The organism is Paraburkholderia sp. AV2, from assembly GCF_054968425.1.
Genome location: NZ_JBANLK010000025.1, coordinates 66,674 through 88,617 on the forward strand (window position 1 = coordinate 66,674; position 21,944 = coordinate 88,617).

14 protein-coding genes are annotated in these 21,944 nt (G+C 68.5%); 5 read left to right on the forward strand and 9 right to left on the reverse strand.

Features of this window, described 5'->3' with window-relative positions; genetic code table 11:
* Positions 1–8 precede the first annotated feature (8 nt).
* Positions 9–758 (forward strand): GntR family transcriptional regulator, encoded by a 750-nt coding sequence (locus tag V8683_RS18245; RefSeq protein ID WP_411190711.1) that lies wholly within the window; start codon positions 9–11, stop codon positions 756–758.
* Positions 759–772: 14 nt separating this feature from the next.
* On the opposite strand, the gene V8683_RS18250 is transcribed toward V8683_RS18245, so the two are convergent.
* The 8 genes from V8683_RS18250 to V8683_RS18285 all read right to left on the reverse strand — a co-directional run bounded on the left by V8683_RS18250 (position 773) and on the right by V8683_RS18285 (position 15,083).
* Positions 773–2,107: an NRAMP family divalent metal transporter gene (locus V8683_RS18250; protein WP_411190709.1), complete on the reverse strand. Its 1,335-nt coding sequence runs from the start codon at positions 2,105–2,107 to the stop codon at positions 773–775.
* 11 nt (positions 2,108–2,118) lie between these two features.
* Positions 2,119–4,362 (reverse strand): exodeoxyribonuclease V subunit alpha, encoded by a 2,244-nt coding sequence (gene recD, locus V8683_RS18255; protein WP_411190708.1) that lies wholly within the window; start codon positions 4,360–4,362, stop codon positions 2,119–2,121.
* Positions 4,359–8,159 (reverse strand): exodeoxyribonuclease V subunit beta, encoded by a 3,801-nt coding sequence (recB, locus tag V8683_RS18260; RefSeq protein WP_411190706.1) that lies wholly within the window; start codon positions 8,157–8,159, stop codon positions 4,359–4,361. The genes recD and recB overlap by 4 nt, the downstream gene beginning before the upstream one ends.
* Positions 8,156–11,851 (reverse strand): exodeoxyribonuclease V subunit gamma, encoded by a 3,696-nt coding sequence (recC, locus tag V8683_RS18265; protein WP_411190705.1) that lies wholly within the window; start codon positions 11,849–11,851, stop codon positions 8,156–8,158. Before recC ends, recB begins: the two co-directional genes overlap by 4 nt.
* 84 nt (positions 11,852–11,935) lie before the next feature.
* Positions 11,936–12,331 (reverse strand): type II toxin-antitoxin system VapC family toxin, encoded by a 396-nt coding sequence (locus tag V8683_RS18270; protein ID WP_411190704.1) that lies wholly within the window; start codon positions 12,329–12,331, stop codon positions 11,936–11,938.
* The gene (locus tag V8683_RS18275) at positions 12,328–12,561 is read right to left on the reverse strand and encodes a type II toxin-antitoxin system Phd/YefM family antitoxin (protein ID WP_411190703.1); all 234 of its coding nucleotides are present in this window, start codon (positions 12,559–12,561) and stop codon (positions 12,328–12,330) included. Before V8683_RS18275 ends, V8683_RS18270 begins: the two co-directional genes overlap by 4 nt.
* Before the next feature lie 118 nt (positions 12,562–12,679).
* Positions 12,680–13,921 (reverse strand): NAD(P)/FAD-dependent oxidoreductase, encoded by a 1,242-nt coding sequence (locus V8683_RS18280; RefSeq protein WP_411190702.1) that lies wholly within the window; start codon positions 13,919–13,921, stop codon positions 12,680–12,682.
* A gap of 250 nt (positions 13,922–14,171) precedes the next feature.
* A complete protein-coding gene (locus V8683_RS18285; RefSeq protein WP_411190701.1) occupies positions 14,172–15,083 on the reverse strand; it encodes a transporter substrate-binding domain-containing protein in 912 nt (303 codons plus the stop codon).
* Positions 15,084–15,112: 29 nt separating this feature from the next.
* On the opposite strand from V8683_RS18285, the gene V8683_RS18290 reads away from it, so the two are divergent.
* The 3 genes from V8683_RS18290 to V8683_RS18300 all read left to right on the forward strand — a co-directional run bounded on the left by V8683_RS18290 (position 15,113) and on the right by V8683_RS18300 (position 18,520).
* A complete protein-coding gene (locus V8683_RS18290) occupies positions 15,113–15,733 on the forward strand; it encodes a cytochrome b (RefSeq protein ID WP_411190700.1) in 621 nt (206 codons plus the stop codon).
* Between the two features lie 138 nt (positions 15,734–15,871).
* On the forward strand, positions 15,872–17,224 hold the full coding sequence (locus V8683_RS18295; protein ID WP_411190698.1) for an MFS transporter: 1,353 nt from the start codon (positions 15,872–15,874) through the stop codon (positions 17,222–17,224).
* Between the two features lie 120 nt (positions 17,225–17,344).
* On the forward strand, positions 17,345–18,520 hold the full coding sequence (locus tag V8683_RS18300) for a hybrid sensor histidine kinase/response regulator (protein ID WP_411192477.1): 1,176 nt from the start codon (positions 17,345–17,347) through the stop codon (positions 18,518–18,520).
* Here the strand turns inward: V8683_RS18300 and V8683_RS18305 are convergent.
* The gene (locus V8683_RS18305; RefSeq protein WP_411192476.1) at positions 18,493–21,075 is read right to left on the reverse strand and encodes a response regulator; all 2,583 of its coding nucleotides are present in this window, start codon (positions 21,073–21,075) and stop codon (positions 18,493–18,495) included. The genes V8683_RS18300 and V8683_RS18305 overlap by 28 nt on opposite strands.
* A 322-nt stretch (positions 21,076–21,397) precedes the next feature.
* On the opposite strand from V8683_RS18305, the gene V8683_RS18310 reads away from it, so the two are divergent.
* Positions 21,398–21,919 (forward strand): nucleoside 2-deoxyribosyltransferase, encoded by a 522-nt coding sequence (locus V8683_RS18310; RefSeq protein ID WP_411190697.1) that lies wholly within the window; start codon positions 21,398–21,400, stop codon positions 21,917–21,919.
* Positions 21,920–21,944: the final 25 nt, after the last annotated feature.

A 21,944-nucleotide genomic window follows, 5' to 3' on the forward strand; every position in this document is an offset into this window, starting at 1 on the left:
ATCCCGATTTGGCTACCCTTTCCTGGCTCATGAAAACCGACCGCAACGATCCCGGGCAATTCATCGCCCGCGTGCTGCCCGACCCCACCTCGCTCGATCGCGCGCAGCCGCTCTCCGCACAGATCTACCGTTTGCTGCGCGAAGCGATCGTGACGATGGCCGTCCTGCCCGCCGACGTGATCTTCGAACGCGCGTTGAGCGAAACGCTGGGGATCTCGCGCACGCCCGTGCGCGAGGCGTTGCAGCAGCTCGCCCGGGAGGAACTCGTGACGATCGCGGCGCAATCGGGCACGTTCGTCGCGCCGGTACGGCGCGAGCAGTTCGCGGAAGGGGCGCTGATCCGGCGCGTGCTCGAAAGCGCGAGCATCCGTCGCGCGGCGGAACTGATCACGGCGCGCGAACTCGACACCCTGCACGACATTCATGAGGTGCACCGGCGCGCCATCGATCGCTGCGATCCGGTGGAGGCCATTCGTCAGGACAACCGATTTCACGCGACGGTGGGCGCGGCTGCGCGGCTGCCCAAGGTGCTGCAGTTGATCGAACTCGTGCGGGCGCCTATCGACCGCGTGCGCTACGTAACGGCGCGCGAACCCGAAGAGGGCGCGATGACGCTGGCGCAGCACCAGCGCGTGCTCGAAGCGCTGCTCCGGCACGATCCCGATGCGGCGGAACGTGCGCTGCTCGCGCATCTCGACGACGCGCTGCTGCGCCAGCAGCGCGTGTTCGACGAACACGTCGAACTATTCGAAGGTTAGCTGCGGGCGCGCACTCAGAACGCGCCGGCGACGGCGCAAACCACGCCCAACACGGTGACGAGTAGCAGGATCGCGACGAGGGCGAACAGATACGCGCCGCGCGGGCGCAACCGTCGCGGCAGCACCGTAACCGCCAGCGCGATCAAGAGGCCCATCACGAGCGGCAGCATCAGCGTGTTGACGACCTGAAGGGCGACGGTCAGCGAAACGAGGTCGGGCACGAGCCAGACCAGCACGGCGCTGCCAGCCACGCAGGTTGCGTAGGTGCAGACGAACCAGCGATCGAGCCTGCCGCCGCGCGCGTTGCCGTTGCCGTCGCCGCTACCCACGGCCCATTCGTCGACGCCCCCGGCCAGCGCGAGCGATGCCACGATGGCCGCTACCATCGAAGCGCCCAGCACGCCGACGCCGAACAGCAGGCCGCCCACCTCGGTGCCGAGCGTCGAGCTCAGCATCGCACTGATGTCGCCGATCGTTTCCAGCCGCGGAGCGGCATGGAGTTCGAGGACGATGGCCGCGCTCGCCACGAGCACGGCCGTCGTCAACAATTGGGTCAGCACGGCACCGACCGCCGTATCGCGGCGCTCGGCGCGGTAGTCGTCCCACTGCCGATGCCGGGGCGCAACAGCCGCCTGCTGATAGAAGATCATCCACGGATTGAAGACGGCGCCGATCAGGCCCGCGGCCGACCACAGAAAGGCGCGATTGCCGAGCGGCCAGTCGGTCGCATGGCGCACGACGGTGGCGGGATGCGGATGCGCGGCCCACGCGATATAGAAGAACACGAGCTCGCACAAACCGATCAGGAGTGCGACGCGTTCGATGCGCCGCCACGTGCCGCTCAGAACCACGCAGAACAACAGCGCAGCGGCAATCGGCAGGGTCTGCTCGCGCGCGAGCCCGACCATCTCGCCCACGCCGGCCACGGCGGTGAACTCCGTGATCAGCGAGCCGATCGTCGAGACGGCGAGGCCGGTCATCGACAGCACGGCCCAGCGGGTACCGAAGCGCTCGCGAATCAGCTCGCCGTGGCCGCGCCCCGTGTAGATGCCGAGGCGCACGGTCAGCTCCTGCACCATGTAGAGCGCCGGGGTCAGCAGTAACAGCAACGGCATCAGACGGTAGCCCCACTGCTCGCCGCTCTGCGCCGCCGTGACGACATTGCCGGCATCGGTATCCGCCAGCGCGGCGAGAACGCCTGGGCCCCAGACGGCCAGCGCGCGCCATCCGCCACGGCGTCGCGGCGGGAGCCGCCGCGCCCCGCCCGGCCCGTTCGGGGCCGTCTCGCCGTTTTCTTCGCTGCGTGCCGCCTCCACGCTCTCCTCCCTCGCCAGACGCGTGCGCCGCACGATAAACCTCGCTAAGCGCCGACCGCGCCGGCCCCGCCAGCCGCATCGCGCGCGAGCCCCGCCAGCAGGCCGCTCGCGCGCCGCACCTTCGCGTGCACCGCGCGCTCCAGCACCGACCGGCCTTCGGGCACCGCGAGCGTAAAGAACGTCCGCGCGCGCGTAATGCCGGTGTACACGAGCTCGCGCGTGAGGATCGGACTGTACGTGTCGGGCAGCACGAGCGCCGCGTGCGCGAACTCCGAGCCCTGCGACTTGTGCACGGTCAGCGCGAATACCGTTTCCACGCCCTGCAGCCGGCTCGGCGACACCCATTTCACGCTGCCCGCTCCGTCGCCGGCCGGGAACGCCACGCGCAGCACGGGCTGCGCGCCGGCCTCCACCGGCAGCGCGAGCGCAATGCCGATGTCGCCGTTCATGAGCCCCAGTTCGTAGTCGTTGTGCGTGACGAGCACAGGCCGCCCGGCGTACCAGTCGCCGCGCGGATCGATCAGATTCTGCGCCTGCAACAAGCGCGCAACGCGCCGGTTGAGCCCTTCGACACCCCACGCGCCGCGCCGCAGGGCGCACAACAGTTGAAACTCGCCATGCGCCTTCAGCACGCCCGCGGCCCATTGCGCAAGCGCCTCGGGCGAGGCGCCGGGCGCGGGCTGCGTGGCGCACATCGTCTCCAGATAGCGGCGATAGCCGCGCCGCCGCGCGTCGGGCGCCGCCGCGCGATCCCCGGCGAGACCGTCGACGATCAGCGCGGCGAACGATCCGTCGTCGGCCGTCGAGCAGGCGAGGCGCGCCAGATCGGCATAGCCGCGTGACCAGACCTTCGCAACGCCCACCGCATCGCCCACGTTGACGAGTTCCGCCAGTGCGCCGATGCCGCTGTCGGCCGCGAAGCGATGGCTCTCGCGCAGCATCGCCACGGCCTGGTCGAGCGGCAGACCCTGCGCGTCGAGCATGGCGGCGTCGATGCGCTCGCCTGTGGCCGCTTCGAGCCAGGTGCGCGTGGCCTCGGTGTAGTGGCCTTCGCGGGCACGGTCGCACAGCTCGCCGAGCACCGCGCCCGCCTCCACCGACGCCAGCTGGTCCTTGTCGCCGAGCAGGATGAGGCGCGCGCCCGGCGGCAGCGCGTCGAGCACGGCGGCCATCATCTCCAGATCGACCATCGACGCCTCGTCGATCACGAGCACGTCGACAGGCAGCGGATTGGCGGCGTCGTGGCGAAAGCGCCGCGTGCCGGGCCGCGTGCCCAATACGCGGTGCAGCGTCGCGACCACCTTGGGGATGGCCGCGCGCAGCGCTTCGCCATTGGGTAGCGCCGCGAATGGCAACCGCTCCACGGCGCCCGCGATCGATTCGTTGAGCCGCGCCGCGGCCTTGCCCGTGGGCGCCGCGAGGCGGATGCGCAGTGGCCGCGCGTTCGCTGCGCCCAGCGCGAGCGTCTGCAGCAGCGCGAGCAGCCTCACGACGGTCGTGGTCTTGCCGGTGCCGGGGCCGCCCGTGACGATGCTGAACGCGCTACGGGCCGCGAGCGCGCAGGCGAGCTTCTGCCAGTCCGCGCGGCGCGCCGCCTGCTCGCCATCGCGCGGCCCGAACAAGGCATCGAGCGCCGTGCGGGCCGCGCCGGGAGGCAAGGCGGCTTCGAGTTGCGCACCGCGTGCGAGCCGTTTCTCGATGCCCACGCGCACGTCCTGTTCGTACTGCCAATAGCGCCGCAAGTAGAGGCGCGTGCCCGTCATCACGAGCGGAGTATCACCGCCGGAAACGCCCTCCGTGTCCACCACGCCGGCAACGCCCAGCGCCTCGCACCACTGCGCGAGCGTTACGCCCGCGAGTATCTCGGCCGGCGACGGCGGCAGCTCGGCCCCGGCCGGCTGCGGACCGTCTGGCGGCAGCGAAAGCGCGAACGCGGGATCGTCGAGCGTCGCCTGCAGGTCGAGGCAAACGTGCCCGCGCCCAAGCTGGTGACTCGCGAGCGCGGCGGCCAGCAGCAGGAGCGGCGTCGCCTCGGGCGCCTCGGTCCGCAGAAAGCGCACGAACGCGCCGTCGAGCGAGCGAAGCCAGCCGCGCTCGACCCAGCCCTCGAGCACCTCCAGCATCCGGGCCGTCGATTCTCGCGCCGCATGCGCGCGCGCCGCGGTGCCGGCGCTACCTTCATGGCCGGCGGCCGGCGGCGGCGCGAGGTTCGCGGCATCCTCCAGTTCGAGCTGCGCGAACAGGTCGCCGGTGACGCCGATGGTGTCTTTCGTGCGTCGCTTCGTCATGCCACATCCTCTACGGCGTCATGCTGTGCAAAGAGCGCGTCGAGCCGCTCGATCAGCTCGCGCGGCGGCCGCTCGAAATGCAGCCCCTGTCCCGGCGCATGGGCGCCGCGCAGGAAGAGATACACCGCGCCGCCCACATGTCGGTCATAGTCGTAATCGGGCAGCCGGGCCCGCAGCAGCCGGTGCAGCGCGAACAGATACAGCACGTACTGCAGTTCATAGCGCGAATGCAGAATCTGCGCGCGCATGCGTTCCGCCGTGTAGGCGGCATCGTCGGGACCGAGCCAGTTCGATTTGTAGTCGGCCACGTAGTAGCGGCCCTCGTGCTCGAAGACGAGGTCCATGAAGCCCTTGAGCATGCCGTTCAGGCGCGCGGCATCCAGCGCGGGACGCGCTGCGCCGTCGAGCGTCATCGCGGTCACGAGCGCATCGAGCGCCAGCGTATCCACGCGATGCGCCGCCACCCAGAACTCCATTTCGGCCATGTACGCGTCCAGCTTCTCGAACGTGACCGGCGTCACGCTCCCGCTCTCCCGCGGCGGCAGATGCAATGGCGTCCTGACCAGATGCAGCAGCCATTGCGTGAGCGGCTCGATCCAGCGCGACCAGCCGCGCACGTTGCAGCGGCGCGCGACCTGGTCGTGCACTGCTTCGGGATCCTGTGCAATTACGGAAAAACCTTCGTTCGCCGCCCATTCCATCAAGTCGTGCAGGAAGCTGCCGGCATCCGCGCCTCGCTCGAAGCCGTGCAAGGTGTCGCCTGCGGGCGCGATAACCGGTGCAGCGGCCGGCGCGAAGTCCGCCTCTTCATCCGGCGGCGCGCCTGCTTCGAGCAGTTCGAGGAACACGTCCTCGCCGCGCGTGTCGGGCGCTGCGCGCGCGCCATCGCTCCCGTCCGTGCCGGGTGCCGCGCCCGGGGCCGCTTCCACCGTCTTCAGGCTCGAATAGCTCGCGATCCACCAGCGTTCCCGCTCGCGCATGGGAAATACGCGCGCGGGCCCGCGCTCCGCCGCGGGCCCGCGCATGGCGAAGATTTCGCTCTGAGGTTCCGGTGCAGGCGCGACCTCGATATCCTCGCAGGCGCCGCGCAGCGCTTCCAGCCGCGCCCCGGTTTCCTCGGCCGGCAGCGGCGCGCCGCCGCCCGCCAGATAACCGAATGCGCTCGCCTCCACGCCCGCCAGCGGCGCATAGCCCACCCACGTCGCGTAGCGCGCGCGCGTGAGCGCCACATAGAGCTTGCGCAGGTCCTCGCCGAGACGTTCGCGATCGGCTTGATGCAGCACGTGCGCATCGGCTTCGAGCATCACGCGCAACGCGCCGCTTTCATCGTGCCACTTGAAGGGCACGTCGTCGGGCTTGACCGCGCGGTACGCGCACGCGAACGGCAGGAACACCAGCGGATATTCGAGCCCCTTCGACTTGTGGATCGTGACCACCTGCACGAGCGCGGCATCGCTCTCCAGCCGCAGTTGGCGCGCGTCCCCGCCGCCCCCCGCGCTTTCGTCCTCGCGCTGCTCGTCGAGATAGCGGATCAGCGCATGCTCGCCGTCGAGCTGCGTGCTGGCTTGCTGGAGCAGTTCGGCGAGGTGCAGCAAGTTCGTGAGCGCGCGCTCGCCGTGGCCGGCCTCGGCCAGCAACCGCTGCGGCACGTGGAAGTCGTTGAGCAGGCGCCGCAGCATCGGCAGCACGCCCTTTCTGCGCCAGCAGTCGCGATAGCCGCGAAACTGCAGCACGCGCGCCTCCCAGGCGATTTCGTCGCGGGAAAGCGCGTCGAGCTCGTCCCAGCGAAGGCCCAGCACCGAACTCGCGAGCGCCGTGCGCACGAGGCGCCCGTCGTCGGGCTCGGCGCAGGCGGCCAGCCAGTAGCGCAGATCCTCGGCTTCTGGCGTCTGGTACACGGAATCGCGGTCGGAGAGATACACGCTGCGCACGCCGCGCGCGGCGAGCGCCTCGCGGATCGCTTGCGCCTCACCGCGGTTGTTCACGAGCACCGCCATGTCGGAAGGCTGCAGGGCCCGCAAGCCGCGCTCTCCCGCAAAGCCCGCCGCCCCCGCCTGCCCGAGGTTGAGCAGGCGCACCATGCCGCTCGCGCAGCTCTGCGCCATGGCGGCAAAGTAGGCCGTCTTGCCGAGCGGCTTGCCGTCGTCCGCCGGCGGCAACCACCAGACGTTCAATGCGGCAGGGTCGACGCCATCCGCCACGAAGGTTTCGGGCAAGCCGTTCGCCTCGGCTTCGACGAACGGCAGCGCGTTGTGGTTTTCCTCTGCATTGCGAAACAAAAACGCACCGCTGCCTTCGCGCCGTTGCTCGGCGGCGTCGAAGCAGCGATTGACCGCCGCCACCATCGCACGCGTCGAACGGAAGTTCTTCTTGAGCGTGTAGAGCCGCCCTTCGCATGCACGCCGCGCGCGCAGGTAGGTATAGATGTCGGCGCCGCGGAACGCATAGATGGCCTGCTTCGGATCGCCGATCAGGACGATCGCCGTCCCCGGATCGTTTTCCCCGATGCGATAGACCCGGTCGAAGATCTCGTACTGCACCGGGTCGGTGTCCTGGAACTCGTCGATGAGCGCCACCGGGTATTGCCGGCGGATGATTTCCGCGAGGCGCGGGCCGTTCTCCTGCTTCAGGGCCGCAAGCAGGCGTGTGAGCAGATCGTCGAAGCCCATCTGCGAGCGGCGCGCCTGCTCTTCCTCGAAGCGCCGCGCGACCCAGCGCGCCGCATGACAGAGCAGCGCCTCGCGCGCGTCGGGGCGCGAGGCGAGCGCTTCGCGCAGCGTTTCCATCGCCGCGAAGGCCGGATGCGCGGGCGGCGCGCTGCCCGGCTTCCAGATCTCCGCGAGGCCTGCGGGCGTGAGGCGCGTCCACACGGCGGCCTTTTCGTCGAAACCCGGATGCTCGATGTCGGGATCGTGCGCCCAGGTCCGCAGTTTCTCGATCCACGTCTCGCAGTTGCGCGTGTTCAGTTTGCGCGCGTCGAACTGGTTCTTCGCACGCGCCGCGTCGAGCAACGCCTTCACCTCGTCGATCCACTCGCGCCACGGCGCCTTCAGTGCATCGAGGGCCGTGCGCGCCTGCGTGCGGGCTTCGAGCAGTGCCGCAACGGGTTCCGGCGCATCGGGCAGCAGGTCCGCGTGCGCCAGCAGGCCGCGTATGGCTGGCTGCAGCGCGTCCGGGCTCGCGAACCACGCGCGCACCTCCTGCGCGCACTGTGCATCGAGCGGCGCCATGAACGTGCGCCAGTAGTCGCGCACCACCTCCGCTCGCAGTTCGGTCTGGTCGGTTTCGAGCGTCTGCGAAAAGAGGCTGTCGCTGTCGAACGCGTGCTCGCTCAGCATGCGGTTGCACCAGCCGTGGATCGTCGAAACGGCCGACTCGTCCATCCATTCCGCCGCCAGTTCCAGCCGGCGTGCGCAGGCGGGCCACTGTTCGCGCGCGTAGCTGTCGCGCAGTTCGTGCAGGAGGTCGCCGCCTCCTTCGTCAAATGCCTCCTCGTCCGGGTCCGCGCGGAAAACCTGGGCCGCTTCGGCGAGCCGCGCGCGGATCCGTTCGCGCAGTTCCTTGGTTGCCGCGTCCGTGAATGTGACGACGAGAATCTCGGGCGGCGTGAACGCGCGCGCGCCCTCGTCCGTGGCCAGGTCTTCGCCGTGGCCGAGCACGAGGCGCACGTAGAGCATAGCGATCGTGAAGGTCTTGCCGGTGCCCGCGCTCGCCTCGATCAGGCGGCTGCCGGACAGCGGAAAGCGCAAGGGCTTGAGGTCCTGCACGCCGGCGGCGATGTCGGTTGCCGGGCTCATGCGGTCTCTCCTGCCGGGGCCTTTGTCTGCTTGCCGCTCTCGTCGCCCCCCACGCTCCCGCCGCTTCCGCGCCTCGCGCGCGAGCCGGCCAGCGGCGCGCGCTGCACGGGCAGCAGCAGCGAGGCCGCCAGCGCGATGAACTCGTCTTGGGCGGCGAGTGTGTCGAAGTCGGGGAACGCGCGACGCAGATAGGGGTTCGTCTCGCGCTCGCCCCGCGCGTGCACGGCGCCCTCGAACGCGGCGCGCGCAGCCTCCCAGGCTTCCGGCGGCACCGCGCTCCGGCTGCCGTCGAAGGCCTCGGGCAGCCTGCGCAGCCACGCGAATGCCGTCTTGAGCGCCAACGGCAACGGCCTGCGCGTGCCTTCGTCCCAGGCGCGCATCAGGGCGATCAGATAGTCGCGCGCGAGTTCGGGCGCAACCGGCGCGAACTCGGCCACGCCGACCTTGCTCACGATGACGGTCGTCACCTCGCCCGCGGCCAGTTGCGCGGCAACGTGCGCGACCCAGTACGCCACGAGCCGGTCGCCGCGATACTTGTTGTCCTTCACGAGCGTGCCCGCGTCGAGGATCACGCGGCCGTGCGAGCCGTCCGGTCCCGCGCGCAAGTCGTCGAGCCAGTCGGCAAGCGCGAGGTTGCGACCGCGTTCGCCCGCATCGAGGCGCACCTCATAGTGATGTTCGAGCGGCTCGGGCCAACGCGCCAGCGCCTTGCGGTATTCCGTGAAGAGCTCCGCCATCGGCTGGAGCAGTTCCTCGCCGATCACCTCGCCGAAGCCGCCCGTCACCAGATCGCCGCCGCGATGCATGCGCTCCAGTCGCGCGAGCGCCGCGGGTTCGAGATCGGCCTCGCCACGCTCCATCGCCGCCACCTGCGCGCGGATCAACTCGCCCTGCAGTTGCCAGGCCTTCAGCGCGTCCACGTCGAACGGCTCGTGGTTCTCGCTCGCCGCGTCCGTGGTCTCCAGCGCCACGCGCAGGCGCTGGCGAAAGAAGCTGCGCACCGGATCGCGCAGGAATTCGGCCAGTTCCCCTATCGTGAGCGGCTCGTCGCGCTCGGCCGGCGCCAGCGCGGGCACGCTCGCCTCCATGGCTGCGCGCGGCAGCGGCGCGGGCCGGCTCCACTCGTGCGCGTAGGTATAGAGGCGCGAGACGTGGCCCCGCGCCGGGAAATAGTCGGCGCTGAACGGCTGCAGGCGATGCTCGATCGTCAGGGCATCCAGCAGCGCATCGGGCTCGCCGGACTTCGCGCCCGCCAGCCGCCAGCCCGCCTTCAGATGATCGCGCAACTGCGCCACCAGCACCGAGGGCGGCCGCTCCGTGTTGTCGGTCACGCTGCGCCCGATCCACGAAACATGCAGATGGTCGCGCGCCGAAAGCAAGGCTTCGAGAAACAGATAGCGGTCGTCCTCGCGGCGCGAGCGATCGCCCGGACGATAGTCGCGGCGCATAAGGTCGAAGTCGAGCGGCGTGCGGCTGCGCGGATAGTCGCCGTCGTTCATGCCCAGCAGACAGACGTGGCGAAACGGGATCGCGCGCATCGGCATCAGCGTCGCGAAGGTCACGGCGCCCGCGAAGAAGCGCTGCTGCAGGCCGCCGCCCTCGAGCACGCCCAGCCAGTTTTCGGCCACGATCGCGAGCGGCAGCGGGTCTGCGAGCCGGGCTTCGGCGCAGGCGTCGCGCCACGTTTCGAGCGCGGCGTCGAGACGCTCCAGCGTGTAGGCGTCCTCGCCGTCGCCCGCGTCGAAGAAAGTCGTCTTGAGCGCGCGCAGCCGCTCGCACCAGACCTCGACCGTCGCGGGCTCGCGCAGCGTCTGCCAGGCGGCATCGAGCGCGTCCACGAGGCGCGTGAGCGGGCCGAGCAGCGCGGCGTCGAGACCGCCGATCTGCGCATACGGTTCGATGCCGCGCCAGGCACCCGCACGGTCGCCAACGGCGTAGCCGAGCAGCATGCGCCGCAGCCCGAAGGCCCAGCTATTCGGCGCGCCAGGTTCCTCGGCCGGCGGCAGGCCGAGGCTCGCGCGCTGCTCCGCGTGCAGGCCCCAGCGGATGTTCGCGCCGTCGATCCAGTTGTGCAGCGTCGGCAAGTCCTCGACGTCGATGCCGAAGCGCGCGCGCACCGCGGGCACTTCGAGCAGGTCGAGCACGTCGCTCACGCTCACGCGCGCATACGGCAGCGCGAGCAGCATCTCCAGCGCGCCAATCAGCGGATCGAACGCGCGCTGCGCGCGGTCGGCGATGCTGAACGGGATATGGCGCGGATCGTCGGCATCGGAAAGCCCGAACACGGCCTGGATGTGCGGCGTATAGACCTCGATGTCCGGCACCATCACGATCACGTCGCGCGGCCGCAGCGTCGGGTCGGCGGCGAACGCGGCGAGCAGCCGGTCGTGCAGGATTTCCACCTCGCGCTGCGCGCTGTGCGCGACGTGAAAGCGGATCGATTCGTCGGCTTCGGGATCGACTTCGTCCCAGTGCGTTTGCGTCTCGCCAAGCGGCCGCAGGTCGCGGATATCGTCCTGCAACTGCTGCAGCAAGCTGAGCGGGTCGGCGCCGTCGAACAGGTCGATGCGCTGGCCGATGCGCGTGAAATGCGCGGCATAGCTCGCGCGCGCCTCGTCGCTGTCGTACTCGTCGAGCAGGCCGATGAAGTCGCGGCCCTGCTTGCCCCATGCCGCCAGCAACGGCTGGGCGTGCAGATGCAGCACCGACTCGTCGAGCGCGGCGGGCGCGTTCGGGCGGCGCCGCTGGCGCGCGTGGCTTGCGCGCAGCAGGTCCTTGTCGGCGACGATATCGGCCCAGTAGTGCATGCACGGGTTGTGCACGCACATCAGCACCTGGGTCCAGCGCGCGAGCGCGGCGAGCACCTCCACCGACTGGCGCGGCAGGCTTGAAATGCCGAATACAACGAGGCGGCGCGGCAGTCCACGAGGCCTCGCATCGCCCTCACGCCAGTCTTGCGCGACCGGCATGAAGGCCTCGTGCACGGCCGCGCGGCCCGTGCGCCGCGCGTCGACCTCGCCCGCCACGCCCGCCACGCCCGCCACGCCCGCCTCGCCCGCCACACCCACCACACCCACCACGCCCGGCGCTCCAGCGCCGACATCGTCGAGCAGCGCGCGCCACAGCGCCGCCTGCCAGCGCGCGTCGTCGGGCAGCGGCGTGCGCTGGCTGCGCGCGTCGATCAGCACGTCCTCGTGTGCGGCCCATGCGGCGAGCCAGTCGGCGCGATAGACCTGGTATTGGTCGAACAGATCGGCCACGCGCTCGGCAAGCTGAAAGCGTTTCTTCTGGTCGTCGTCGCGCGCCATGAAGCGCTTGAGCGGCGCGTAGCCCGGCTCGTCGAGCAGCGCCGGCAGGAGGCGCATGAGCCGCCAGGTGAGCCGCGACTTGTCGAAGGGGGAAACGGCCGGCACGGCGTCCGGACCCAGCACCGCGCGATAGGCCTGCCAGAGAAAGCGCGAGGGCAGCGACATTTCGAGGGCGGCCGCGATGCCGCAGCCGCCCTCGGCCGGGTCCGCGGCGAAGGCGAGCTTGAGCCACTGCGCGATGCCGTTGCTCTGCACGAGCATCACTTCTTTTTCGAGCGGCCCGATCGGGTTCTCGCGGATCCATTGCACGATCAGGTCGCGCAGGCGCTCGGGCTGATTGCCATGCACGAGCATCAGTCCGGTGGGGAGTTCGCGCGCGCTCAAGCGGGGCTCCTGCGCGGGGCCGGCGAAGAAACGGAGAGCAACGACGGAGCGGAAAGCGGGGCCACGCCGCCTGCTCTCGCCCCGTTACCAGATGGTCTTGACATGCTTGTACGCAAGGATTTTTTCGTCGCGCGTCACGAGCGGAGCGGCCAGTCTGCGCGCCGTTGCCACGATCATGCGATCGGCCGGGTCCTTGTGAAATTCACCCGGCAGCGCCACGGACTTCAGGCCAATTTCAACGTCCACGGGAATGAAATGTACCGCGTCGATTTGCGCGACCGTGCCCAGCCAGCTATCGACGTCCATCGAGAGCACGAGCTTCTCGCGCTCCACAAGCATGGCAATCTCCCACGCGGATAGGGACGAGATCACGATCTGACCGCCATCCAGCTCGCGCTCGATCGCCCGCCGCGCTTTCGGACTCAGCAAGTTGTCGCCGTTGACCCACCAGACCAGAACATGCGTATCCAGAACGATCACTCCGCGGCCTCCCACGCCACATCCACCGGCGCCGTGGGATCGACGTAGCGAACGACCGAACCGCGCAGCACGTCGAGCGGGTGGCGGTCGCTGCCGCGGTATGGCCGGATTTCCAGCGCCGGCTTGCCGTGATCGGTCACGACCACGCTCTCGCCGGACGCCTCGACCTGCCGGAAGAATTCCAGCGCCTTTGCCTTGAATTCGGACTTCGAGACCTGCTTGCCCTCCATGATTTCCCCATAGTCATGTGACCATAGTCATTATGCTAGCCGATTATGACCAGTTGAACAAGTCAGTTTCACCCGTTAGAAGCGACCGGGCCATGTCTCCTGGGCCCGGCCTGCCCGCTCACGCCAGCGCTGCCGCCGCGAACTTGCCGATATCGGTAGCCGGATCGCGCAACGCGTCCACGTCGAGCGTCTTGCCCGAGCCCACGAGCTTCTTGCCGCAGAGGAAATCGGGCATCGAACCGACGGCATCGACCGCGAGCAGCACACGGTTCTTCAGGTAGTAAACCGCGAAACGCCGCGCCGCCGGGTCGCCGCGCACGACCGTCTCGTCGTAGCCTTCGAGGAGGCCGACCGTCTGCAGCTTGAGATCGTACTGATCCGACCAGAACCACGGCGCGTCGCATGCCGGGCGCGCCTTGCCCACGATGGACGCCGCCGCTAGCTTCGCTTGTTCGACGGCGTTGTGCACGCTTTCGAGCCGCCCCGTGCGGCCGTAGTGCGAGAGCGGCCGGCTCGCGCAGTCGCCGATGGCGTAGATGTCCGGATCGGCGGTGCGCGCGTCGTCGTCCACCTGCACGCCGTTCTCGCAGACGAGGCCCGCCTGCTGCGCGAGCGTCACGTTCGGCGCGATGCCGATTCCGACGAGCGCGAGCGTGGCCGGCACGACCTCGCCGCTCGCCAGCTTCACGCCCGTGAGCTTCCCGCCCTCGCCCACCAGCGCCTCGATGCGCGCGCCGAGCCGCAGGTCGACGCCTTGCGCACGATGCTCGTTCGCATAGAACGCCGAAACCGTCTCGCCCGTCACGCGCCCGAGCACGCGCGGCGCCGCTTCGAGCACCGTCACGTCATGGCCGAGCTGGCGCGCTGCCGCCGCCGCTTCAAGGCCGATGTAGCCCGCGCCGATCACCACGAGTTTCTCGCCGGGCTGCACGCGCTCGCGCAGCACGTCGGCGTCGGCGAGCGAACGCAGCGCCACCACGCCGTGCAGGTCGTGACCGGGAATCGCCAGCGCGCGCGGCACCGAACCCGTCGCGAGAATGAGCTTGTCGTACGCGAGCGCGCTGCCGTCGGCGAGCGCGATCGTCTTGCCCGCGCGGTCGAGCGTCTGTGCCGCCGCGCCGAGCGCCAGCTCGATGCGGTTGTCGTCGTAGAACGCGCGCGGCTTGAGCCAGAGCCGCTCGACGTCGGCCTCGCCCTTCAGATAGGCCTTGCTGAGCGGCGGACGATGATAGGGCGGCACGGGCTCGGCGCCCATCAGCACGATCCGCCCTTCGAAGCCGTATTGCCGCAGGAGCGCCGCGGCGTTGCCGCCCGCATGCCCCGCCCCGACGATCACCACTGTGCTGCTGGCCCCTTCCATATTCGCTCCCTTCTGCCTGCCTGGGCCTGCCTGGCCTCGATGACCAGTCCAGCCTGTTCGTTGTCTCGATCGATTGCGGCGATCCCCGATCGGGCCCGAACCCGGTCCGTGCCGGGTCGAAGTCATCGCCGCCCGGCGCCGCCACTCCGCTGCGCCAGGAACGCGATCATCTCATGGTTCGCACGCGCCGCCGCCTGACAGGCCCGGAAAGACCCGGAACGGTCCTGGCCGTGCCGGGAAGCGAGACGCGCTAATCGAACGCCCGATCGTTCGGCGCCGCGTACAGCGCGCGCAGTTGCGCGCTCATCGGGAAGTCGAAGTCGATGCCTTTCGGCGGCACCGGCTTCTCGAACCACTTCGTATAGAGCGATGCCATGGCGCCGCTTTTCATGAGGCCGCCCAGCGTCTCGTTCACGAGCTGCCTGAACGCCGGATCGCCGTTGCGCATCATGAAGCCATAGGCCTCCGACGACTGCGGCGTGCCCACGATCACCCAGTCGGACGGGTTCGCCGTGAGCGAGCGCGTGCCCGCCAGCAACACGTCGTCCATCATGTAGGCGGCCGCGCGGCCCGATTCGAGCGCCGCGCGACCGTCGCCATAGTCCTTCGCGCTGATGATGCGCATGCCCATGTGCTTCTGCTGGTTCATGCGGCGCAGGATGCGCTCGGACGTCGTGCCCTGGTTCGTCAGCACGGTCTTGCCCGCGAGGTCCGGGAAGTCGCGGATGCCCGAATCCTTGCGCGTAAGCAGCCGCGTGGTGGCGATGAAGAACGTATCGGAAAACGCCACCTGGGTCTGGCGCGCTCTCACGTTGGTGGACACGCCGCATTCCAGGTCCACCGTGCCGTTCTGCACGAGCGGAATGCGGTTCTGCGAAGTGACTGGAATGAAGCGCACCTGCAGGCCGGGCCGGCCGATCTTCGCCTTCACGGCGTCGATCACCTTGCTGCAGATGTCCTGCGAAAAGCCGATCACGTCATTGCGTGCGTCCAGGTAGGAAAACGGCACCGACGCCTCGCGATAGCCAATGGCCATGAAGTTTGCGTCCCGGATCTTGTCCAGCGTCGGCTGGGCCACCTGGGCGGCGGCCGGCAGCGGCAGCACAACGGCGGCGAGAAAGCATCCCCGTGCAAGAAATTTGTAAATGATTTTGATTATCATTATTACCCTTATTGTTCGAGGAAGGCTCCATGCCGCAAGCGGTACGATCTGCCCAGAACGGCGCCGGCAACGCAATCGCCCGGCTCACCGGCCCCGAGACGAGCGAGGCAAGCCGCGCCCGCCGCCTGCCGCGCGGGGGAGATCCGGACCGTTACGATGTCATTGCGCGCTTTTTTCATTGGATCTTCGCCGCCGGCATCATTTACGCGAGCATTGCCGGCTACACGCTGGCCCACCTGCCGGCCGGCCCGGGGCGGGAATGGCTCTCGCAACTGAACATGTCGATCACGACGGTGCTCATCGCGCTCTTTCCGCTGCGACTGGGCTGGACCTTCGTGCGAGCCAGGCCGCGCGCGCTGCCCGGCATCCCCCGCGCCCAGCGGGCCGTGGCGCACCTCGTGCACGCTCTGCTGTACCTGACGATTTTTGCCGCGCTGGCCAGCGGCTTCCTGATGGTCCCCAACGGTTATTCGTTCTTCGGTCTCGTCGAAATCCCCACGCCGTTCGCGCAAGGCCCGCTCACCGAAACCCTTTTCGTCGTCCACCGCGCCAGTTGCGCGCTGCTCGCGGCGCTCGTCGCACTCCACGTCCTCGCGGTCGTCAAGCATCAGTTCATTGCGCGCAACGGCGTGCTGCGCCGCATGCTCTGAACGCCGCCGCGTTCCACTATGTGGGCCGATGTCCCCCGATCTTTCGCAACGCGCCGTGACGGACTAGTCTTTTACCACACCAAACGGACAGGTCCGTGACCGACGCATGGGCGCGGCCGGCCGCCGGAGGAGACATCCATGGAGCTCGAAACCCGCACCATGACGCGCGTGAGCGCGCGCCTCGTGCCGTTCCTGATCGTTTGCTACTTCGTCGCCTATCTCGATCGGGTCAACGTCGGTTTCGCCGCCCTGCAGATGAACAAGGCGCTCGACCTCTCCGCGAGCGCGTTCGGCTTCGGCGCAGGCATCTTCTTCATCGCCTACTTCTTCTTCGAAGTGCCGTCCAACCTGCTGCTGGAACGCTTCGGCGCGCGGCGGTGGATCGCGCGGATCATGTTCACGTGGGGCATCATCGCCGGCGCGATGGCTTTCATTCCGCAACTCGCGAGCTGGAGCGGCGCCTCGAACGCCCATGTGTTCTACGCCTTGCGGATCCTGCTCGGCATCGCCGAGGCCGGCTTCTTCCCCGGCATCATCTTCCTGCTCACGCTCTGGTTTCCCGCGAAATACCGGGCGCGCGTAGTGGGCTATTTCATGGCCGCCATTCCGCTCTCGACGGTGATAGGCGCCCCCGTTTCGGGCTCGCTGCTCTCGCTGGACGGCAAAGAGGGCCTGGCGGGCTGGCAGTGGGTCTATCTGCTCGAAGCGATACCCGCGCTCGTGCTCTCGTTCGTGGTGCTGTTTTATCTGACCGACAAGCCCGCCGACGCGCGCTGGCTCGCCGACGACGAGCGTGACTGGCTCGTCGCGCGCCAGGCGCAGGAGCGCCGCCATCGCGAAGCGGTGCATACGTTCAGCGTGATGGAGGCGCTGATCAATCCGCGCGTGCTCGCCGTGGCCCTCATCTATTTCGGGGCGAACGCAACCAATTACGGCCTGAGCTTTTTCCTGCCGCAGATCGTCAAGTCGTTCGGCCTCACGAATCTGCAGACCGGCTTCGTCACGTCGCTGCCTTACGCGGTCGGCGTCATTTCGATGGTGCTGTGGGGCCGCCATTCGGACCGGCGGCTCGAGCGCAAGCGCCACGTCGCCATTGCCCTGACCGTTGCGGCGCTCGGCATCGGCGCTTCGGCCGGGCTCGACAATCCGGTCCTGAAGATGCTCGCGCTCTCCATCGCCGGCTTCGGCATCTTCGGCTGCCTGCCCGTGATCTGGACGCTGCCGGCCGCGTTCCTCTCCGGCGCGGCCGCCGCCGGCGGCATTGCCGCCGTCAACTCGCTCGGCAATCTCGCGGGCTTCTTCGGCCCCTACGCGATGGGCTGGATCAAGGACAGCACGGGCGGCTTCGGCGCGGGCCTGCTGTGCCTCGCGGGCGCGGGCCTGGTCGGCGCCGGCGCGGCGCTCATCCTGCATCACAATCCGATGCTCGAATCGCCCGACATCTCCGCGCTCGACGACCCCCACGAGGACGGCGAGGTCGTGAGGCTCTGAGGACCGCCGGCACGGTCGACGCGAAACGCATCGCACAGCGCCAGTTTCACCCGGTATCGAATACCGGCGGAACGCCGGCGACGCGCGCCGGTGACAGGCGGATTGCGCTACTATCACGCGATGACCTCCGCCACGCCACGCCCGCTCTCGGTTCTGTTCGTCGACGACGACGAGATTTCCCGTATCCATTTCGCACGTGCCGTGGAGGGACGCCATCCCGTGCATCTCGCGCGGGACGTTGAAGAAGCTCTCGCCATCCTCGGCGAACACGGCGCGGAAATTGCCGTGCTCGTCACCGACTTCCGCATGCCGGTCCGGGACGGCGACGCGCTGCTGCACGAGGTGGCGCGGCACTATCCGCAAATCGTGCGCATACTCGTGACGGCCTACGCGGACAAGGACATGCTGCTGCAGACCGTGAACACGGGCAACGCATTCCGCATCCTCGAAAAACCGTTGCGCAGGAAAACGGTTCAGGACGTGTTGCAACTGGCGATCGCCCGGTACACGGAGCGCGAAACGCGCCGCCGGCAATTGCAGGCCATGGACGAAACGCTCGCTTTTCTCGTTCACGAGCTCAATACCCCGCTGGCCACGATCGCTCTCTTCGCGCAGTCGATCGGCAACGACCCGGCCGGAGAGAACGATCCGCAACAGCAGGACCGGATCGCTCATGCCGCCGCGTCCATGCTGTCCAACACGCAGTACTGCCTGGCATTGATTTCGTCGTTCTGGACCACCCTGCACCGCGACAGCGGCGTGCAGTCCCTTTCGCGCGACGGCGCGCGAAACGTCGACGCCACGCGGCTGATTGCGGCCGTGCTCGACACCTATCCGCTTTCCGCCGCCCAGCGCGACTGGATCACGGTGAACGCAGACGCCGATTTTGCCGTGCGGGTCATGCCCAATTGCGTCGCGCTCGTGCTGTCCTCGCTGCTGGCCAATGCGTTGCGCGCGCTGGCCGACGTCGCCGCGCCACGCCTGACGATCGAGGTGTCGACGGACGCCGAACCTCAGATCCGGTTTCGCGACAACGGGCCCGGCATCGCTCCGGCGGTCAGCGCGCGCCTGCTGCGCGATCCCGTCACCACGCATGCCGAGGACGGCGGCCATGGCATGGGCATGGTCTTCTGCGACCGCATCATGCGGTCGTTCGGCGGCAGCCTGCGCATCGACTCCGTGCCGGGTGATGGCACGACCGTCACGCTGGGCTTCGGCGCAGCCGAGGCCCGGACGCCCGCGCCGGAGCCGGAGCGCCCGGACGCGGATCAGTCGCCGCTCGTTACGTCGCGCTGATCGCGTATGGCCGTGGTCGTGGCCGTGTCGAAATACCGCTGCAAGGCGTCGGCCGAGCGGGCTCCCAGCGCGACCATGCGTTCGGGCCAGTCCATCTGCGCCGGCCATTGGCCGTCCAGAACCTGCGGATAGATCTGCTTCACATACGCGTGCAGCGCTCTCGCGCCGATGTTTCCGCTCACGCCCAAAAGCCGATGCAACGCCGCCTGCGCCGCTTGTCGATCACGCACCCGGACCTGCCCGGGCAACTGCGTCAATAGCACCCTGATCTGCGCGATCCCGTTGACGAACGACTGGTCCAGCATATCGAGCGACGCCAGTTCCTCGAGCTGCGCTTCGTCGAGCAGATCGTCCGGCCCGTCGGGCACAGACATGCCGGCGCGCGCGGCAGACGAAGCGGATACGCCCTCCCGCTCCAGCGCCTGCGAGGCGCTCGCTAGTGCGAACTGCCGCGCGAGACAGGCGTACAACGCACCGACCCGCACGGGCTTGATCATCACCTCGTTCATGCCCGCGGCGAGGCACGAACGCACGGCCTCCATGTCGGAGTAGCCGGTCATGGCGACGATCGGCATCCGGCCGAACACGTCCGAGCGCTCGCGCAGCCATGCCGCCGTTTCCACGCCGCCCATGCCGGGCATGTTCATGTCCAGCACGACGGCGTCGATGGTTCCGCCCGCCTGCAGGCGGGCCAGCACGCCCTGCCCGTTTTCCGCCTCCACGACGGTGGCGCCGCATCGCTCCAGATAGCTCTTGGCGACCATTCTGCTGTAGGTGTCATCGTCCGCGACCACAATCGTTTTGCCGGCAAAGCCGCCAAACTTCGGAGTCCGATGGTGTCGGTCGCCGTTCTCCATGAGCATCTGGAGCGCATGGATCAACTCCACCATGCCCGAGGATTTGCCGATGGTGTCGTCCATCCCCGCGCTGCGGGCCAGCACGCGGGCAAGGCTGTTGGGTTCCGCCGCGTAGCCCGCAACCAGCACGTTGCGGTTCGGCGAGTCGCGTTCGGCGCGCAGCTTTTCGGTCGCGGCATAGCCGTCCAGCCCCGGCATGTCGACGTCCATCAGCACCGCGTCGTAGTGCGACGCCTCCCGCAGCAAGGCCAGCGCCTGCTCGCCGTCGCCGGCCTCCGCAACCTCCGCGTTCACGTCGGACAAGGCGTGGCCGACCCGCGCGCGCCGGCTGGCGTCGTCGTCCACCACCAGAATGCGCTTGCCGCCGAAATGATGCGCCGCCCGCGCGAGCACCTGCTGCCGGTAGGCTGCGATTTCGCTCTCGGCCACGAGCGGGAATTCGAGCGTGAACTGCGTGTATTTGCCGGGCTCCGAACGGCAGCCGATGGTGCCGCCGAAGGAACGCATCGCGCGTTGACAGTAAGCGAGCCCGAGCCCCGCCCCCGCCGACTCCCCCTGGGTGCGGAACGGCTCGAACAGATGCGGCATGAGCTCCGGTGCGATGCCGGGGCCCGTGTCGTGCACGATCACCTTTTGCCGGTCGACGGTCAGAGTCAGCGTCGCTTCGGGATGCGCGGCCATGTGATGCAACGCATTCCTGATCAGATTGAACAGCGTGAAAAGCCAGGCCGTTTCGTCGACCTTGAAGGTGAAATCCTCGATGACCACGAGCCGCACGCGGCTGCGCTCCTTCCGGTTGGCGAAACCGTATTCCTCCAGCGCCTTGCGCGTGATCGCGGCGGCGCTTGCATAGCTGAAGTTGTCCGGTCGCAGCGGCCTCGCGCGGACCTCGTCGAGCGCCATGGCGATGATCCTCAGCCCGCGGTCGATCGCCAACTGTCCATGCGCGAGGTGCCGCGACAGCGCAACGGCGCCTTCCGGCGGCAACGCGGGCGTCGACCTCCACCCTCCCGTCGTCGCGAGGGCTTCCTCGACGCGGTCCAGCACGTACCGCAACTGGCTGAGCGGATTGCGCATTTCCTGGGCAATCGTGCCCGCCAGCGCCCGCAATGCCTCGTTCTTCGCCTGCGCCGTGAGGCCCATCATGTTGCTGTAGCTGAACGACAGGCCGGCGGCGATGCCGAAGGCGAAGACCGGAAGATAGGTATACAGCAGCAGGTGCGCGTCGACGCGCAACGACTCCGGCACGGCAATCCACGCCCACAGGATCGCAAGACCGACGCCGATCGACAGATTGAGCGCCAGCACGAGGAAGGAAGGAAAGATGGCCATCAGGAAGAACATCATCCCGACTTCCGCCATGGACCAGACCATCGAATAGTGGCTGGTCACGAGATAGACCGTGAAGAAAAACGGCAGCGTATAAGCTACGGTTACGAAATAATACCAGGGCTGAAAACGCACCGTCGCGGCCGGCCAGAAACGCCGCAACAGCAAAAGCGCGCAGGCAAGCGTGCCGATCGCGCGCATCGTCAAGCTTTCGTTGGTCTTGGGGTCGACGTAGGTCCACCACAGCCAGTACACCGGATGTCCGATCGTGCCGATCACACCGACCGCGCGCGCGCTCCAGGCCGACATGTGCCAGGTATCGTCAATCCGCTGGTTGAGATTGCGGAGCCATCCTGCCATGGCGTTCATCATGCTCTCTGCATAAAGTTACGGGCCTGGCAACGTATGGCGGCTCGCTGTTCTCTGCCACGGGCATGGCAATGGCAGCACGAATCGATACTGGCACCAGTTTTCGGGTATCAGCATAAATGTGATGTATCCGGCCGTCTATGCCGGCCTTCCCGCCTTCGCCTTTCCCACCACACTACCGCCCGCCGGCTATATCGGCACCCGGCGGCCCGAACTGAAGGGCCTTCAGGGACGGATCCGCCGTGCCTCCCGGCGCCGGGCTAGAATCCTCTGGTCGGTCCACCGGTTCATCGGGCCTTCACCGGAAAACCAGGATCCCGCCATGACGAACGCTCTGCTGCCCCGCCCCCGCGTCTACCTCGCCGGCTTCGACGTGTTCCGGCCCGACGCCCGCGCATTCGGCGAGCGCCTGCGCGAGGCCTGCGCCGAATACGGGTTCGAGGGCGTCTACCCGCTCGACGCCGCAGTCCCCGCCGACCTGGACGGCCCGCGCGCGGCCGCCTGGATCTATCGCTCGAACCTCGAGGCGATCCGCAGCGCCGACCTCGTGATGGCCAATGTCGACGACTTCCGCGGCCCCGGCGAGCCCGACTCGGGCACGGCGTTCGAAATCGGCTTTGCCGCGGCGCTGGGCAAGGAAATCTGGGCCTATACGACCGATGCGGGCACGCTGATCGAGCGCGTGCCGTCGCAGCCCGGCCCCGAGGGACGCCAATGCGAACGCGGCTTTCTCGTGGAAGACTTTGGATTGCAGAAGAATCTGATGATCGCCTGCGCAGCGCGCATCGTGAACGGCGACGCACGCACCTGCCTCGCGGCCATGGCGCAGGGCCACGAGGCGTGAAGCGCGTGACGTAAAAGCGGCATGA

Excerpts from the sequence above, each read along its gene's own strand:
- V8683_RS18290 (WP_411190700.1), top strand. The coding sequence starts at position 15,113 with ATGCCGCAAGCGGTACGATCTGCCCAGAACGGCGCCGGCAACGCAATC.
- recB (WP_411190706.1), bottom strand. The coding sequence starts at position 8,159 with ATGAGCCCGGCAACCGACATCGCCGCCGGCGTGCAGGACCTCAAGCCC.
- V8683_RS18305 (WP_411192476.1), bottom strand. The coding sequence starts at position 21,075 with ATGAACGCCATGGCAGGATGGCTCCGCAATCTCAACCAGCGGATTGAC.
- V8683_RS18275 (WP_411190703.1), bottom strand. The coding sequence starts at position 12,561 with ATGGAGGGCAAGCAGGTCTCGAAGTCCGAATTCAAGGCAAAGGCGCTG.
- V8683_RS18285 (WP_411190701.1), bottom strand. The coding sequence starts at position 15,083 with ATGATAATCAAAATCATTTACAAATTTCTTGCACGGGGATGCTTTCTC.
- recD (WP_411190708.1), bottom strand. The coding sequence starts at position 4,362 with ATGACGAAGCGACGCACGAAAGACACCATCGGCGTCACCGGCGACCTG.
- V8683_RS18300 (WP_411192477.1), top strand. The coding sequence starts at position 17,345 with ATGACCTCCGCCACGCCACGCCCGCTCTCGGTTCTGTTCGTCGACGAC.
- V8683_RS18295 (WP_411190698.1), top strand. The coding sequence starts at position 15,872 with ATGGAGCTCGAAACCCGCACCATGACGCGCGTGAGCGCGCGCCTCGTG.
- V8683_RS18280 (WP_411190702.1), bottom strand. The coding sequence starts at position 13,921 with ATGGAAGGGGCCAGCAGCACAGTGGTGATCGTCGGGGCGGGGCATGCG.
- V8683_RS18310 (WP_411190697.1), top strand. The coding sequence starts at position 21,398 with ATGACGAACGCTCTGCTGCCCCGCCCCCGCGTCTACCTCGCCGGCTTC.